Below are 15,716 nucleotides of genomic sequence, written 5' to 3' on the forward strand. Positions count from 1 at the left end.
TCATGACAGAATTCAAACAGGCACCGGTTGTAGGAAGCAAACGTGTGGACGCAGGAGCGCCCGGAACGAAAGCAAAGGTTTATTTTACCCGTTCGATTGACGCGGAACATTTAATTAAGCTTTACAATTTAGTGAATGAAAATATTTACGGCAAAGTAGCTATCAAGCTGCACACCGGCGAAAAGCATGGTCCCAACATCTTGCCCCGGGATATGGTGCAGGCGTTCCAGGCTACGGTTCCCGACAGCGCTATCGTGGAAACGAACACGTTGTATCCGGGTGACCGCTACACCACGGAAGAGCATCGGGACACGCTGAAAGTAAATGGCTGGACCTTCTGCCCGGTGGATATTCTGGATGAAGAAGGAGATGTGGCCCTGCCGGTGCGCAATGGATTACGGTTGAAGGAAGTGCATATGGGCGGTCATCTCACCAACTACGATTCCCTGATCGTGCTGACTCATTTTAAAGGACATGCCATGGGCGGCTTTGGCGGTTCCATGAAAAATATCGCCATCGGCTGCGCTTCGGGCCAGGTCGGCAAACGGGAAGTGCATCTGGTAGTGGACGACATGCCGGCCAATTTTGAAGAATGGCCTATGAAAGAACAGTTTATGGAAACCATGGCGGATTCCGCTAAGGCGACCTGTGATTATTTCGGCAAACACATCGTGTTCCTGAATGTAATGCGCCGTATGTCGGTGGACTGCGACTGCGCCGGCGTGGCAGCGGAAGAACCTACCATTGCGGATATCGGCATCTGCGCTTCCACAGATATTCTGGCCATTGATCAGGCCTGCTGCGACATGGTCTTCACCAAACCGGAAGGCGACCAGAAGGACCTGGTGGAACGCATCACCAGCCGTCACGGTCTGCATCAGCTCACTGCCATGCAGAAACAGAAGATGGGCAACCCCCAATACGAACTGATTGAAGTAGAATGAATGGCGTTGCAAAGATTTGCCGGGCCGTATGTCCCAGGACGATCCGAAAGCGGTGAAGTCCGAAGTGGATAAATGGCTGAAGGAGATTGGCTACGGAAAATAAGGAAGTAAAAAAATGAAACACAGAAAAATCTGGCAGTTGCTGCTCACAATATTGTTGATGGGCGTGATGTTTGCAGGCTGCGCGTCTGCAGGCACAAAAACGGCGAACAACAATGGAAGCGCATCTGCACCGCAAAAAACGGAAGAAACGTCCGGGGCGGTGAAAAAAGAAGCTGCGGAAACGAAAGAGAATAGAGAAAAAGGAACTGCTATGCCTGCTACAAACATGAAAATTAAAGTGGTTGCAAACGGTAAAGAAATTGTATTTGCGCTGAACGATACTTCCGTGTCCCGGTCATTCTATGCGCAGCTGCCGTTAACTGTTGCTGTGGAGAATTACAGCAACAACGAAAAAATCTTCCAGCCTCCCAAAAAGCTGGACTGTAGCAAGGTGCAGGAAGGGGCGTGTCCTGTGGGGACGATTGCCTATTTCTCGCCCTGGAACAACGTGTGCCTGTATTACGGCGATATGTCACGCTACCCCGGCTTATATGTGATGGGCAAAGCGGTAAGCGGAACGGAACAGATTAGGAACATAAAGGGAAAAGTGAAAATAGAAGCAGTCGGGCAGTAACGGCATACCTCTTGACTTAGAGAAGGCTTTAACGAATATAATCAGAACATATCACGCATAGAATCAGAGTACAGAGATGAAAACAAACGGAGGAATCACTATGGCTAAAAAAGTATTGGTTATCAGCACAAGCATAAGAAGCAACAGCAACTCGGAAAAGCTGGCGGAAGCGTTTGCGGACGGTGCGAAAGCGGCGGGCAACGAAGTGGAACTGATCTCCCTGAAAAATAAAACGATTGCGTTTTGCAAAGGTTGCCTTGCCTGCCAGCAGACCGGTCATTGCGTAATCAAAGACGATGCGAATGCCATTACGGACAAAATGCTGGAGGCGGACGTGGTGGTTTGGGCGACGCCCATTTACTACTACGAGATGAGCGGACAGATGAAGACCATGATCGACCGTGCCAATTCCTTGTTCCCGAAAGATTACAAATTCCGGGACGTGTATCTTCTGACCGCCGCGGCGGAAGATGAGCCGGATGTGGATGAAGGCGCTGTCCACGGATTAAAAGGCTGGATCGCCTGCTTTGAAAAAGCGCGCTTTGCAGGCAAAGTCTGCGCATGCGGCGTAGGCGCTCCCGGCGAAATCAAAGGGAACGCAAAGTTGGCGGAAGCCTATGAAATGGGCAAAGGGATTGCGTGAGAATAACACCAGGGGTTCATCATATGTTATCAGCAAAAAAAATAGTGTCCGTAGTGGCCGGCCTGCTGCTTTGCCTGGCGGTTTCCACCGCGTGGGCAGAAGCGTCCGGCGCCCCGTTGAAATGGTGGCAGAAGACTACGGTGTACCAGATTTATCCGAAAAGTTTTGCGGATACTTTCGGAAACGGAATCGGTGATTTACGCGGCATTACGGGGAACCTGGATCACATCCGGGATCTTTCCTGTGGCGCTATATGGCTCACGCCGGTGTATCCGTCGCCTATGGTAGACAACGGGTATGACATTTCGGACTACAAGGGCATCGACCCATCCTACGGGACCATGGAGGATTTCGATACCCTTGTAAAAGAAGCGGGAAAACGCAACATCCGTATTGTTATGGACCTCGTCTTTAACCACAGTTCCGACCAGCACAGCTGGTTTAAGGAATCCAGGAAAAACCGCGTGAATCCGAAGGCGGACTGGTATATCTGGCGGGACACCAAACCGGATGGCAGCGCGCCTACAAACTGGCGCAGCATTTTCGGCGGCTCGGCCTGGACCTGGTGTGAAGAACGACAGCAGTATTATCTGCATACTTTTGCACCGCAGCAGCCGGACCTTAACTGGGAAAACCCGGAAGTGAGAAAAGCCCTTTACGACGCGGCCCGCTTCTGGCTGGACAAAGGCGTGGGCGGGTTCCGTATTGACGCGATCACCTACATAAAGAAACCGGAATTCCGGGACGGCGCGCCGGACGGGGAGGACGGTCTGTCCGCGATTCATACAATGACGGCCAATACGCCGGGCATTCTGGATTTTCTCCATGAGTTCAAGCGGGAAGTGTTTGCAGGCCGGGATATTTTTACCGTAGGCGAAGCGAACGGCGTCGCGCCGGAAGATTTACCCAAATGGGTAGGCGCGCAGGGCGTGTTTGACATGGTGTTTGAATTCAGCCACGTAAACCTTCATCTCAAAAACGGGGAACTCTGGTGCCGTCCTACCGAGTGGAAACTTACGGAACTGAAAAGTGCCCTGACTGCCAGCCAGAAAATGACGGCGGCAAACGGCTGGTGCCCGGTTTTTTTTGAAAATCATGACCAGCCCCGCTGTGTGGACCACTTTTTCCCGAAAGGAGCGGACCCGAAAAAGGCGGCAAAAGTCATGGCAACGGTCCTGCTGACGTTACGGGGCACTCCCTTTATTTATGAAGGACAGGAGCTTGGCTATACCAATGTGGCCTGGCCGTCCATTGACCACTACAACGACATTTCTTCCCACGGCCAGCATCGTACAGCTCTGGAAGAAGGATTTACTCCGGAAGAGGCCCTGGCGTTTGTACACTTTTTCAGCCGGGATAATGCCCGCACTCCCATGCAGTGGAACACCGGCGAGAATGCTGGATTCACTACGGGCAAGCCGTGGCTGCCGATTCACAGTAATTACCTTACGGTGAATGCATTGACGGAAGCCAATGACCCCGATTCCGTTTTGTCCTGGTACCGGAAACTGGGCAAGTTCCGCAGTTCACACAGGGAACTGACGGCAGGCACTTATGAGGAACTGCTTCCGGAAAACGAGCAGATTTTTTCCTTTGCCCGTACGCTGGGGAACCGGCGGCTTGTTACAGTAGCGAATTTTTCCCTCAGGGAAGCGGCGCTGCCCCGGAACTTCGCAGACAACATGACACGGGTCATAAGCAGCGAGCCGGGCGGGGATGACGGAAGCCTTCGCCCGCTGGAAGCGCGTATCTACCGTGAAAAGCGGTAATGGGTAGTTAAGATAGTTTGCCTGCCAAACTAAATCTATAATCGTAATGGACGACAATGACAATGGGCACTCTTATGGTGATGTTGAGCGCTGCGATGTGGGGGCTCAGCGGGGTGTGCGGACAGTTTCTGTTTGAAAATTATCATCCGTACCCGGTCTGGCTGATTGCAGTGCGGGAGGTGGCAGCGGGGATATTATTCCTGCTGTTCATGCGTATAAAAGGAGAACCGCTTTTAGCTTTATGGCGGAGCGGGCGCAAAAATATTACAGAAATGCTTTGGTTCACCCTGGGGCTTTTGGGCGCGCAGTTTATGTATTATTACACGATCAGCGTTTCCAACGCGCCCACCTCGACCATCCTGCAGTATCAGGCGCCGATATTTATTATTTTGTGGCAGGCTTTTGTCCGGAGGCGCATGCCGGAAGGGCGGGAAATGCTGGGCGTCGTGCTGGCCCTGACCGGCGTGTTCCTCATCAGCACCCATGGCGATCCGTCCCATCTGGTCATTTCACCCGTGGCGCTGGTATCAGGAGAACTGTCCGCCATTGCGCTTTGCATTTATATGATTGCGCCGGAAAACATCCTGAAACAGTTTCCGACCATGCTGATTATGGGCTGGGGGCAACTAATCTCTTCGTTGTTTCTCTTGCCGTTCTGTAGTCTCACTGATTCCGGTGTAAGCGCCTGGACGCCTGCGTCCGCGGGCGCGGTAGCGTTTATTATTCTGGGGGGAACGATCATTCCCTTTACCCTGTTTCTGGCAGGGGTGAAACTTATCGGGCCGACGAAAGCGTCGCTTATCAGCTGTTTTGAACCCCTCGCCACAATCCTCTTTACCGTTTTCTTTTTGGGAACCGTGTTGCTTCCCGTTGATTACGCAGGGATGGCACTCATTATGATTACGGTGTTCATGTTAAGCATGAAGAAGAATACGTGAAAACTGTAAAACCTGTAATTAAAAATGCCCTCACTCTGATGTGTTTCAGGGTGAGGGCATTTACTATTCTTTTCTATTTCCACTTGCATTTTCTGAAAAAACGTATATAATAAGTGCTGTCGTACAACTGAACAAAGGTGGATGAATCTTGTGGGAGAACGGCGCAAGCCTGCCGAAGGAGCTAAACTCTCAGGCGCTGTAAAAAGCGGAACCATAAGGGGACACGACTCTGGAGAGTCCCGGTACGGATGCGGCTTCGCCGTTTTTCCGGTACGGGCGCCGAAGGTGCACGGAAGCTTACGCGGCTTTCTTATCTCTCAGGCAAAAGGACAGAGAAAGATTTCAGGATGTTTCCTGTTATTTTGATTTGCAAACTTATCTCCGGAGCAGTTGGAGGTAAGTTTTTTATTTTTGTACCCTTGGAGGAGAAACTATGGATCTGGAGTTGTTGAACGAAATTGACGGTTTTGTCTGGGGACCGCCGCTGCTTGTGCTGCTGGTGGGGACCGGTGTTTTTCTGAGCCTGCGTCTGGGATTTTTGCAGGTTGCGCGTCTGCCCAAAGCGTTAGGGCTTATTTTTAAAGCAAAGAGCCAGGGCGAAGGGGACACCTCGTCGTTCCGGGCGTTGTGCACGGCCCTTGCCGCTACCATCGGCACTGGTAACATTGTCGGCGTGGCTACGGCTGTGAAAGCCGGCGGACCCGGTGCGCTGTTCTGGATGTGGGTGGCTGCGTTTTTCGGCATGGCGACCAAATATGCGGAAGGATTGCTGGCTGTGAAATACCGCGGCGTAGACGAACACGGCGAAATTGCCGGCGGCCCCATGTTTTATATTGAAAACGGCATGGGCAGGCAGTGGAAACCGCTGGCTGTGTTTTTCGCGGCAGCGGGCGTGCTGGTTGCCTATTTCGGCATCGGCACCTTTGCCCAGGTGAATTCCATTGTGGATATTACAAAACTTTCTATCGGGCTCGATCCCATGTATACAGCCGTGATTCTCACGCTGGCGGTTGCCGCGGTAACCATCGGCGGGCTGCAGTCCATCGCCTCCGTTGCCAGCAAAATCGTTCCGGCAATGGCTGTGATTTATTTTGTCGCGACGGTCGGCTTTCTGCTCATGTTCATTGACAAAGTGCCCGGCGCGGTGATGGAAGTGCTGCGCAGCGCGTTTACGCCGACGGCGGCGGCCGGAGGCTTTGCCGGGGCGAGCGTCATGCTGGCCATGCGTTCCGGAGTGGCCCGCGGCGTATTTTCCAACGAGTCCGGCCTGGGCTCTGCGCCTATTGTGGCTGCTGCGGCTAAGACAAAATGGCCGGCGGAGCAGGGGCTGGTTTCCATGACCGGCACGTTCATCGATACTATTATCATCTGTACCCTTACCGGCCTCACCTTGGTGGTATCCGGGCTGTGGAAGGGCGACCTGAACGGGGCGGCGCTGACCCAGGCGGCCTTCATGCAGGGCTATCCGGAAGCAGGGAAAATCGTGCTGATGGTGGGCCTGGTGCTGTTTGCCTTCACCACCATTTTGGGCTGGAATTATTACGGGGAACGCTGCATCGTGTATCTGGCCGGCGTGAAGGCCATTCTTCCGTACCGCATCATTTTTATTGTACTGGTAGCCGTGGGCGCTTTCCTGAAGTTAGAGGCAATCTGGGTGCTGGCGGATATTGTCAACGGCCTCATGGCGATTCCGAACCTGATTGCCCTGCTGGCGCTCAGCGGTGTGGTGGCTGCAGAGACGAAACTGTATTTCAAACATGTTGAAATAGGGGATGTTGACGAAGTGAACGGGCTTCTGCCGGACGGACCGGAAGAAGTGATTGAACAGAAACTGGAAGGCAGATGAGAGTGTCATAGGTAAAAATAAAAAGCCCGCACGGTCCAGATGCGGGCTTTTTTCCTGCCTTTATATAATAATCCTGATTTTAACGCGTCAGCGCAGTGGCAGCTTTCCCGAACAAAGCAATAAAATGAACGAAAGATATACTATCTGAAGACAGACAAATAAAACTGTCTATATTTATTAACAGAAAGCAGGATGGAAAACCGCACCATGACTGGCTTCGCAAAAAAAGTCCGGTCACTAAAGTGACCGGAAAGAGGGTTTTGATTATACTCTTTTTACTTAATTGATTTTCCAAGATTATATGCTTCGACAAGTTCCGGTTTCCCGTTCGTGTCCCCGGGCTGCGCTACATAGCCGCATAATACTTTTCCGATGCTTTTCCAGCCGATGTGGCGTTCCAGATGGTCATACCAGAATTCGCTTTCCTGGAATTCGTCGCCTTCTGCCGCCATGATCAGCGCGGTTAATTTTTTGGGATTTTCATAGTTCGGATCGGCTTCTGCAATGGCAAACAGCCGGTCAAACGTGTTTTTCAAAAATCCGGAAATGAACCAGTAATAAAGCGGGGACGCAAGCACGACAATGTCCGCTTCCTTGTAAAGAGGATAGATTTTTTCCATGTCGTCGCGCTGTACACAGGGATGCGCCGCGTCTTTTCCACCGTTCCAGCAGCCGAGGCATCCGTTGATTTTCATATGCGCCGGGAAAAATTCCGTCACGATATGGCCGGCTTCTTCCGCACCCCGTTTAAAAGCGGCGGTCAGCGAAGCGGTATTGCCGTTTTTCCGGGGACTGCCATTTAAGATTACGATTTTTTTTGGCATTTCAATCAGCTCCTTTGTGTATTGCTTTTTCCTGTCCGGTATGATACCATGAAACCAGAAATGTAACAAGTACCTACTTCTAAGTTAGGTACTTACCGGGAGGTAAGAAATGGAAGGAAAACGGATTGAAGATGCTGACTTCAACGAAACCGGATACAGCTACACCCTTTCCCTGATTTCAGGTAAGTATAAACCGGTCATCCTGTACTGCCTGATGGAGTATGAACCGGTCCGGTTTAACGAAATGCAGCGCTATCTGCAAAAGGTGGCGGATAAGACCCTCAGCCAGAACCTGAAAGAACTGGAAGCCGATGACCTGATCATGCGTAAAGTGTATCCACAGATTCCTCCTAAGGTTGAGTATTCGCTGACCGAGCGGGGGCATTCTCTTGTCAAAGTGCTGGATAAACTTTGTGATTGGGGAAATGAAAACCGGAAGTGGAAATGAAAGACCTGTTTTTAAGATAACGATGTTTGCACATACAAGTCGTGGTAAATTTAACCCGTCTGCAAGAATAAGGAGGACACATGAACAGGGCAGAAAGCAATGAAACAATCATGAAACAGTTTGAGATTATGATTAACACAGCGGATGAAGCGTTATCCCAGAGACTGATATCCGAAAAGGCTTCGTTTTTTACACCGGCAAGCCCGGTTCCGCTATATGGAGGCAAAGGCTATTTATCTGTTGTGCATTGGATGCGCCAGGGGTTTTCTGATGTGCAGTGGAAATTAGAGGAAATGGTCGCCGCCGAGGATAAAGTTGCGGTTCGTTGGACTTTGACGGGAACACATGACGGTGACTTTTTAGGCATAAAAGCTACCGGAAAGAAGATTTCTGTCTGTGTCATGAACTTTTATTATTTTGACGAAGACGGGAAAATTATAAACGACATTGCGGCGGAAGGTATGATTGGAATCCTGCGCGGTATAGGGGCTTTAACACTATGAAAGCAAAAGCAAAAGTTAAATCCTTGACTTAGGGTATCACAGGAATCCGGATTTTGAAGTACAGGAACTGTTATCGTTAGCCGAGGATATGAACAAAAGGACTGATTTGTTTTAAATACTGAAAATCAATACAACAGATTATTCTGTAACTCCAGATTAACTTTCACAGCCGTGGATTTTTCCACGGCTGTTTTGATAAAAACAACGATAAACGGTTAGCGATTTTTATCTCGAAACGCAGGCAGTGTTGTCAAAATTTCCATCCGATATAAGCGTGGATACGAACATTATTCGGTCGAATTTTGCAAAACAGTCTTGTTTATTCGGTTGAAAAATGTTATTATATCTGTGGAGGGAGCTGCACATGGAAAGAACAGCATCTGAGCAGTTTAAGGCATGGAAAAACAAAAAAATCAGGAAACCCCTGCTGGTTACCGGTGTACGCCAATGCGGAAAAACCTATCTGATAAAGAAATTCGGGCAGAGTGAATTTGAAGATATGGCTTACTTCAACTTTGAAGGGAACACAGGGCTTCAGTCAGTTTTTGCCTATGATTTTGATACAGACAGGATTCTGGACGAGCTTGGCAGCATTATCTTGGGGAAAAAGATTATACCGGGTTCGACACTTGTGGTTTTTGATGAAATACAGGATTGCCCGAGAGCCATACAGGCGCTTAAGTATTTCTGTGAGAATTTGCCGGAACTTCATATCATAGCGGCCGGATCTCTTTTGGGCGTGGCGTTGCGGGAAGAAGGAATTTCTTTTCCCGTTGGAAAAGTTGAGCGGATCCATATGTATCCCATGAGCTTTGAGGAGTTTGTCCGGGCCGACGGCGGCGGGAAATATATTGACGGAGTCAGGAAAGTTGCTTTTGAACGGGAATTGACAGAGCTCTACACGGTTCCTCTTGAAAAATATCTGAAGAATTATTATATTGTCGGCGGAATGCCGGAAGCGGTGCGAACGTGGATCGATACGCATGACTACAAAGCCGTGGAAGAGGTACAGGACCGGATCTTAAAAGATTATGCGGATGACTTTGGCAAACATACCATGCCCGATACGGCGATAAAGATTAAAATGATATGGGACGCCATCCCTTTGCAGATAGCAAGGGATAATAATAAATTTATCTTTTCCCATGTAAAGCAGGGAGCAAGGGCAAAAGATCTGGAAGACGCGCTGGCGTGGCTGGTGAATGCCGGTATCGCACGCAAGCTCAATCTGGTGAAAACGCCGGAGATTCCGTTATCCGGGATGGCGGATCATACATATTTTAAAGTTTATATGTCTGATGTGGGGCTTCTGAGAAAAAAATCCAATATAAACTACAGAACCATTTTGGAAGGCGATGCTGCATATATCCACTATAAAGGAGCGCTGACGGAAAACTATGTTTATACGCAACTGGAATGTATGGGCATAGACTGTTATTTCTGGAGAACGAAAGCCGATGCAGAGCTGGATTTTATCACCGATTATGAAGGTGTGCTTTTGCCGGTTGAGGTAAAGTCGGCAGATAATACAAAAGCCAAGAGCCTGCATTTATTTTGCAGCAGATATAAACCAAAGATGGCGATCAAGACCTCCCTGAAAAACGTAGGGGACAATATGGACGGAGATACACATGTATGGTCTGTCCCGTTATATGTTTTGTTCCGGTTTAAGGACTACGTATTTAACGAGATGGGATGGTAGCGTCTCCTTAAATATAAACGTGACTGTAGATACAAGTTTGGAGTTTTGAGGCTTAATTATGTTTGGTATTTTGAAATGGGAATGCATTGTACATGGGAAAGAACTTGAAAACGTAAAACAAGACCGCAAACATAGCAAGCGGATTGAACGTTATGAAGTTTCAGAAAACGCAATTTATTTTGATGGGAAGTATCTTCCGGTTTCACTGATTAAGAGCATGCGAAGCCAGCCATCTGCGTATCGTCCGCATGGATGCTGCGGTATCGGTATTCCTGTTTTTAAAATCAGAGTGGAGTATGGTGCGGAAAAGCCTTTGGTTTTGGTTATCGAGCAGGAAGAAAAGGTGGAAGAACTGATTGAAAGGGTTCTTAAAGCAAATCCGGACATTACCCTGGAATACTATTTGAGCCCCCATACCGGACTGAAACCGGAGAAGATTTCACCGCCATTATACTGAGCGGAGAAGAATTATTTATTTTTTTAACAATACAAAATCCCTGTCTGTCGCTGAAGTTCATCAGCGCAGGCAGGGATTGATTTTTTCTCAACGCAAACGTTTTCTCAATGCATACTCTTACATACTCGTCTCATGCAGCATTACGTTGCCGCAAAATTACAGGAATGCACCGTTGCAGACCTGGATGACCTGTCCTTTTACATGTTTGCCCATGTCGGAAGCGAGGAAAAGGCAGGCGTTTGCCTGATCCATGGGATCGCATTCCGGGCCGGGAAAATATACAAAGTGTTTGCTGAACTCCAGCATCTTTGCGCCACCGGGTTGTTCGCCTGCTTTATTAGCCAGATGGGCAGGCGTTACGGTAGCGCCCGGAGCCACGGCGTTGATGCGGATATTGGTATTGATCAGACGCATAGCTACGTTTTTGGTCAGTGTGTTGATAGCGCCTTTAGAGGAGGTATAGGATGCCCCGCAGAAAGGACGGTCTCCATTGACGGAAGAAATGTTGATGATACAGCCTTCGTTTTTGGGCAGGAATACTTTCAATGCTTCCCGGATAAAACGGAATGGTCCGAACACATTGGTCTGATACACATGCTCCAGCCATTCGTCGTCCGTTTCGTCGATCATTTTCTGTTCACCGATGGCCGCATTGTTGATGACAATATCAAGATCGCCGTAAACAGTCAGAGCAGTCCGGATTACATTTTTAACGTCTTCCAGATTTTTATTGTCCGCTACCACGCCGGTAACTTCCAGTCCCTGTTCTTTCAACCGGTTGACCGCTGCCTCTAATTTCTCTTTGCCCCGCGCGGTCATAACAACTTTTGCGCCTTCTTTTGCAAAAAGTTCGGCCATGGTTTCTCCCATTCCATAGCTTGCGCCGGATACGATGGCAACTTTTCCTTCTAACATTTTTTCTTTCATATTATCTTGTCTCCTGTTGTTTAATTTTTGGAATTTGAATGTTGTTCCTGCTTTGTATTATAAAAAAACAGCTTCAGAAATGTCTAATACTTATTATTTATTTCCAGATATGCTTTTCGTCTATTTTTATGTTATACTGAAAAATAAAACAAGGCCGTCTGTCTGAATTTAAAAGGTCAAAACAAAAATTGCCAAATAACGGTCAGGAAGAAACTGAATCTAATTCGGTGGATCAACAATTAAAATATGAGAAGACACCAATATTAATTCAGGAACTTACCAAACTATAATTCAAAAAGTTACTATATTCATTTCAATGAATTTACCCAAGGAGGCGTCATCATGGAAATCCGGGTGCTGCGTTATTTTCTGGAAACCGCTCGGGAAGGGAACATCACCCGCGCCGCCGAACGACTGCACGTTACCCAGCCCACCATGTCCAGGCAGTTAAAGGATCTGGAAGAGGAACTGGGAAAAAAGCTGTTTGTCCGTACCAATTATGCCTTGCGGTTAACGGAAGCAGGCTTGCTTCTGCGCAAGCGGGCGGAAGACATTCTGGATCTGGTGGACAAAACGGAAACGGAATTTAAGATGCTGGACGATACCATGGGCGGCGAGATTTTTATCGGCTGCCCCGAATCCGATTCCCTGAAGTATTTTGCCAGGGCGCTGAAACGGGTGCAAGAGCTGCACCCCGGTATCCGCTGCAACATCACCAGCGGAAACAGTGAAGACATCACGGAAAAACTGGATAAAGGCATTTTGGACTTTGCACTGGTCATGGAGTATGTGAATCCCCTGAAATACAACCATCTGGAGATTCCGGCACAGGATACCTGGGGCGTCTTCATGCGGAAAGATTCGCCGCTGGCAAAGAAAAATGCATTGCGCCTTGCGGATTTATACGATCTGCCTTTAATCTGCTCAAGGCAAAATATGGAACAGAATTTTCCATCCTGGTTCGGGGAAAAACTGGACCGCCTGAACATTGTAGCTACCTACAATCTGTTTTTTAATGCTTCCATTTTTGTAAAGGAAGGGTTGGGCTACGCGATTGGCTATGATAAACTGGCGCATACCGGGAAAGGCAGCGATATGACCTTTGTGCCGCTGGCTGACGTACCTGCTTCGGAAATGAAGATCATATGGAAAAAGTACCAGGTGTTTAGTCCCGTGGCATCGCTGCTTCTGGCTGAACTGCAAAAAGAATATGGGGAAAAAACAGATATAGACAAAGAGCATAACTGAAAATGATTATTAAGTATTAGACATTTCTGCGCGACTCCTTTACAATGAACATGCAAGAAGCAAACAGCTTCCGATGAAATCAAAATGCGTGATGATGCAGGCTGCTTTGAGAAGACTGCAAACACGTTGTGCAAAGCTGACAGATGAAATGTGTAGTGTGAAACTGCAGCAGAACGGTCAGCGAAACATTCAGGTTTATGAAAAAGGAGAAACGCAAATGAAAAAAACTTCCCGTACCCGCAAACTGATGAAATCCGTTGTCCTGAGCCTGGCGTTGGCCGCTGTAAGCTTTGCAGGCGCAGCTTTTGCCGCTCCGGCGGATGCAAATGCTGCGGCCGTCATGGCAAGCCAGATGAAGAACTCTTCCATTACCGAACTGACCAACGATTCCCGCGTGTTCAAAGTGGATAAAAAAATCCAGACCAAGATGGTCCGTTTCCAAAACCGGTACGGCATCGAAGTGGCCGGTCACCTGTACCTGCCGGAACATTTTGACGCGAACAAAAAATACAGCGCCATCGTGTTCAGCGGTCCCTTTGGCGCAGTGAAAGAACAGTCTTCCGGTCTGTATGCCCAGGAGATGGCAAAACGGGGCTTTGTGACCGTAGCCTTTGACTGCTCCTTTACAGGAGAAAGCGGCGGCAACGTACACGACGTGGCGTCCCCCGATATTTTTACGGAAGACTTCCATGCAGCGGTTGACTTTGTGGGCCTGCTGCCCTTCGTTGACAAAGAGCGCGTCGGCGCCATGGGCATCTGCGGGTTAGGCGGCATGGCTGTTACCGCGGCGATCAACGATGTGCGTATTAAAGCGGTGGCAACCTCTGCCCTGTACAATATGAACGACAGCATCCGGAACCACTATAAGGGAGATTACTATACTCCGGCCCAGCGGGAAACCGTGAAAGGATATCTGGCCGAGATGCGGTGGAAAGAGGCGGAACTGGGCAAAACACTGCCCGGTTATCATGAAGTAGCCATCGGGGCTGACGGAAAAGCCGTTCACGCTACCGGCGAAGGCGTAACGCTGCTTCCCAACAAACTGCCGGAAGGTGCAGACCCTGTGACCACCGATTTCTTCAACTACTATAAAGGCCGGGCGTTCCATCCCCGTGCCATCAACTCCAACGGGATCTGGTCTTCAACCACGCCGTACGGATTCTTTGACTTCGACCTGATGGCCCATGTGGAAGAACTGAGTCCCCGTCCGTTGCTGCTGATCACCGGCGACAAGGCCCATTCCCGTTATCATTCCGAAAACGTTTACGAGCGTGCGAAGGAGCCGAAGGAACTGATCGTGATGCCGGGCGCGACCCATTGCGACCTGTACGATATTTATGAAAAGATTCCCTTCGAAAGACTGGACGGGTTCTTTACCAAACACTTGGGAAAATAAAAAATAAAAAATTAGGAAACCGGTAAACTGCGTGAATCGCATAACCTGAAGCTGATCAGGCAGCCGTGGATTTATAATCTGCGGCTGTTTTGTTATAATTATAGATAAAAGCTAAGATCAGGAAAGCGGGGTACATCTCATGACACAAATCAGCGAAAAGAGCATAATCCACAGGCAAGATGCAAAAGAATTTATAGAAGATTACTGGACGAAACGCGCGCCGGGTTTCAAAAGCCTGCGCCGGGAAGAGCTGCAAAGCGAAAAGATGCGGCAATGGCAGGAGGAAATCTGCCGTCACCTGCCGGTGGAGAAACCGCTGAAAATATTGGATATCGGCTGCGGCGCCGGTTTCTTTTCCATACTGCTGGCCGCGAAAGGCTATGACGTCACAGGCATTGATTTAACGGAATCCATGATTGAAGAGGCCGTCTCGTTAGCTGCGGAAGAAAAATCCAACGCGCGCTTTCAGGTAATGGACGCGGAAAAACTGGCCTTTCCTGACGAAACCTTTGACGTTGTTGTTTCCCGCAACGTGACATGGAACCTGCCTCATCCGGAAAAAGCTTACGTGGAATGGCTGCGCGTCCTGAAAACCGGCGGACTGCTTCTGAATTACGACGCGGAACACGGCAAGTATCATCACGGCGATTTTGAAAAAGAAGCGGTTTACGCTCACAAGGACATAACCAAAGAAATGGTGGAACAGTGCCACCAAATCTATCACATGCTGGATATCAGCATCTTTGACCGCCCCCGCTGGGACCTGGATATATTGCGGAAACTGGGGGTAAGCGCCTGTTCTGCCGATACAACGGTAGGCCGGCGGCTGTATCCGAAAAAGGATAAGTTTTACGATCCGGCTCCGCTGTTTGGCATTGTTGCAGTAAAGTAAAGGAAACACGGATTAAATGTCATTAAGTTAAGCTAATTCCAATTCTTAATATATGAGTAAGCATCATTGAAAATACAAATAAAAGAGTAACTCCCTCTGCTAAACGTAAGCAGAAGGAGTAATTTTTTCCTGAAGAAACCTTAACTTGATGATATTGCTGGCACGACTACCTGCTTTTTTGGTATAATAACATTGAAGAGGGGCGAAACAAAAAGATCTTTTTTGTTTTGTATAAAAAGTCTGTAGGAAAGAGTTATAGATATATAATAATTGGGGTAAATGGTTATGATAAACTGGTTGGGTAACTATAACTATGATTATGTCCTGGCTTCCATACCGATTCAGCTAATTCTCCTTATTCTTTACTGTTTGCGGCGCAATCTTCCCGTCCGTTCCAGCTACTACTTTCTGTGGGTTATGATTGCCAACCTGGTAATGACGGTTTTCGACGTGGCAGCATGTGAAATGAACGCTGTGTGGGAGACCTATCCGCTATGGGCCAT

The 15,716-nt window shown here is 48.7% G+C and carries 16 protein-coding genes and 2 riboswitches; of the genes, 14 read left to right on the forward strand and 2 right to left on the reverse strand.

The genetic code is table 11. The annotated features are described in order from the left end of the window. Positions 1-2 precede the first annotated feature (2 nt). The 6 genes from QZV31_RS10645 to QZV31_RS10670 all read left to right on the forward strand — a co-directional run bounded on the left by QZV31_RS10645 (position 3) and on the right by QZV31_RS10670 (position 6,816). The gene (locus tag QZV31_RS10645; protein WP_295360434.1) at positions 3-944 is read left to right on the forward strand and encodes a DUF362 domain-containing protein; all 942 of its coding nucleotides are present in this window, start codon (positions 3-5) and stop codon (positions 942-944) included. Positions 945-1,059: 115 nt separating this feature from the next. Continuing rightward, positions 1,060-1,620, forward strand: coding sequence for a cyclophilin-like fold protein (locus QZV31_RS10650; protein ID WP_295360436.1), 561 nt, complete (start codon positions 1,060-1,062; stop codon positions 1,618-1,620). Between the two features lie 100 nt (positions 1,621-1,720). After that, on the forward strand, positions 1,721-2,263 hold the full coding sequence (locus tag QZV31_RS10655; protein ID WP_295360438.1) for a flavodoxin family protein: 543 nt from the start codon (positions 1,721-1,723) through the stop codon (positions 2,261-2,263). A 23-nt stretch (positions 2,264-2,286) separates the two neighbouring features. Next, the gene (locus tag QZV31_RS10660; protein ID WP_295360441.1) at positions 2,287-4,032 is read left to right on the forward strand and encodes an alpha-glucosidase; all 1,746 of its coding nucleotides are present in this window, start codon (positions 2,287-2,289) and stop codon (positions 4,030-4,032) included. Positions 4,033-4,094: 62 nt separating this feature from the next. Continuing rightward, entirely contained in the window at positions 4,095-4,970 is an 876-nt protein-coding gene (locus tag QZV31_RS10665; RefSeq protein WP_295360443.1) for an EamA family transporter, read from the forward strand. Between the two features lie 141 nt (positions 4,971-5,111). Further along, positions 5,112-5,189: riboswitch (glycine riboswitch) on the forward strand. Then, positions 5,190-5,313: riboswitch (glycine riboswitch) on the forward strand. It abuts the riboswitch before it with no gap. Between the two features lie 90 nt (positions 5,314-5,403). Then, a complete protein-coding gene (locus QZV31_RS10670; RefSeq protein ID WP_295360445.1) occupies positions 5,404-6,816 on the forward strand; it encodes a sodium:alanine symporter family protein in 1,413 nt (470 codons plus the stop codon). 275 nt (positions 6,817-7,091) lie between these two features. Here the strand turns inward: QZV31_RS10670 and QZV31_RS10675 are convergent, their stop codons facing one another. Continuing rightward, positions 7,092-7,640 (reverse strand): flavodoxin family protein, encoded by a 549-nt coding sequence (locus QZV31_RS10675; RefSeq protein WP_295360447.1) that lies wholly within the window; start codon positions 7,638-7,640, stop codon positions 7,092-7,094. 109 nt (positions 7,641-7,749) lie between these two features. Here QZV31_RS10675 and QZV31_RS10680 point away from each other — a divergent pair, with 109 nt between their 5' ends. The 4 genes from QZV31_RS10680 (at position 7,750) to QZV31_RS10695 (ending at position 10,750) form a co-directional block, all read left to right on the forward strand. After that, on the forward strand, positions 7,750-8,088 hold the full coding sequence (locus QZV31_RS10680; protein ID WP_295360449.1) for a helix-turn-helix domain-containing protein: 339 nt from the start codon (positions 7,750-7,752) through the stop codon (positions 8,086-8,088). Positions 8,089-8,168: 80 nt separating this feature from the next. Continuing rightward, positions 8,169-8,591 carry an ester cyclase gene (locus QZV31_RS10685; RefSeq protein ID WP_295360451.1) on the forward strand — a complete coding sequence of 141 codons (423 nt, stop codon included), beginning with the start codon at positions 8,169-8,171 and terminating at the stop codon, positions 8,589-8,591. Positions 8,592-8,955: 364 nt separating this feature from the next. Further along, positions 8,956-10,293: an AAA family ATPase gene (locus tag QZV31_RS10690; protein WP_295360453.1), complete on the forward strand. Its 1,338-nt coding sequence runs from the start codon at positions 8,956-8,958 to the stop codon at positions 10,291-10,293. 58 nt (positions 10,294-10,351) lie between these two features. Then, entirely contained in the window at positions 10,352-10,750 is a 399-nt protein-coding gene (locus QZV31_RS10695) for a hypothetical protein (protein ID WP_295360455.1), read from the forward strand. A gap of 156 nt (positions 10,751-10,906) precedes the next feature. On the opposite strand, the gene QZV31_RS10700 is transcribed toward QZV31_RS10695, so the two are convergent. After that, entirely contained in the window at positions 10,907-11,677 is a 771-nt protein-coding gene (locus tag QZV31_RS10700) for an SDR family NAD(P)-dependent oxidoreductase (protein WP_093730374.1), read from the reverse strand. Between the two features lie 342 nt (positions 11,678-12,019). Here QZV31_RS10700 and QZV31_RS10705 point away from each other — a divergent pair, with 342 nt between their 5' ends. From QZV31_RS10705 to QZV31_RS10720, 4 genes are all read left to right on the forward strand, one after another. Continuing rightward, positions 12,020-12,925 carry a LysR family transcriptional regulator gene (locus QZV31_RS10705; protein WP_295360458.1) on the forward strand — a complete coding sequence of 302 codons (906 nt, stop codon included), beginning with the start codon at positions 12,020-12,022 and terminating at the stop codon, positions 12,923-12,925. Between the two features lie 217 nt (positions 12,926-13,142). Further along, the gene (locus QZV31_RS10710) at positions 13,143-14,321 is read left to right on the forward strand and encodes an alpha/beta hydrolase (RefSeq protein ID WP_295360460.1); all 1,179 of its coding nucleotides are present in this window, start codon (positions 13,143-13,145) and stop codon (positions 14,319-14,321) included. A gap of 139 nt (positions 14,322-14,460) precedes the next feature. Further along, on the forward strand, positions 14,461-15,213 hold the full coding sequence (locus QZV31_RS10715; protein WP_295360462.1) for a class I SAM-dependent methyltransferase: 753 nt from the start codon (positions 14,461-14,463) through the stop codon (positions 15,211-15,213). 285 nt (positions 15,214-15,498) lie between these two features. Beyond that, the coding region (locus tag QZV31_RS10720; RefSeq protein WP_295360464.1) for a hypothetical protein at positions 15,499-15,716 on the forward strand (218 nt) is incomplete at its 3' end.

It is taken from the genome of uncultured Succiniclasticum sp. (assembly GCF_902793885.1).
In the GTDB taxonomy this organism is placed as follows: Bacteria; Bacillota; Negativicutes; order Acidaminococcales; family Acidaminococcaceae; genus Succiniclasticum.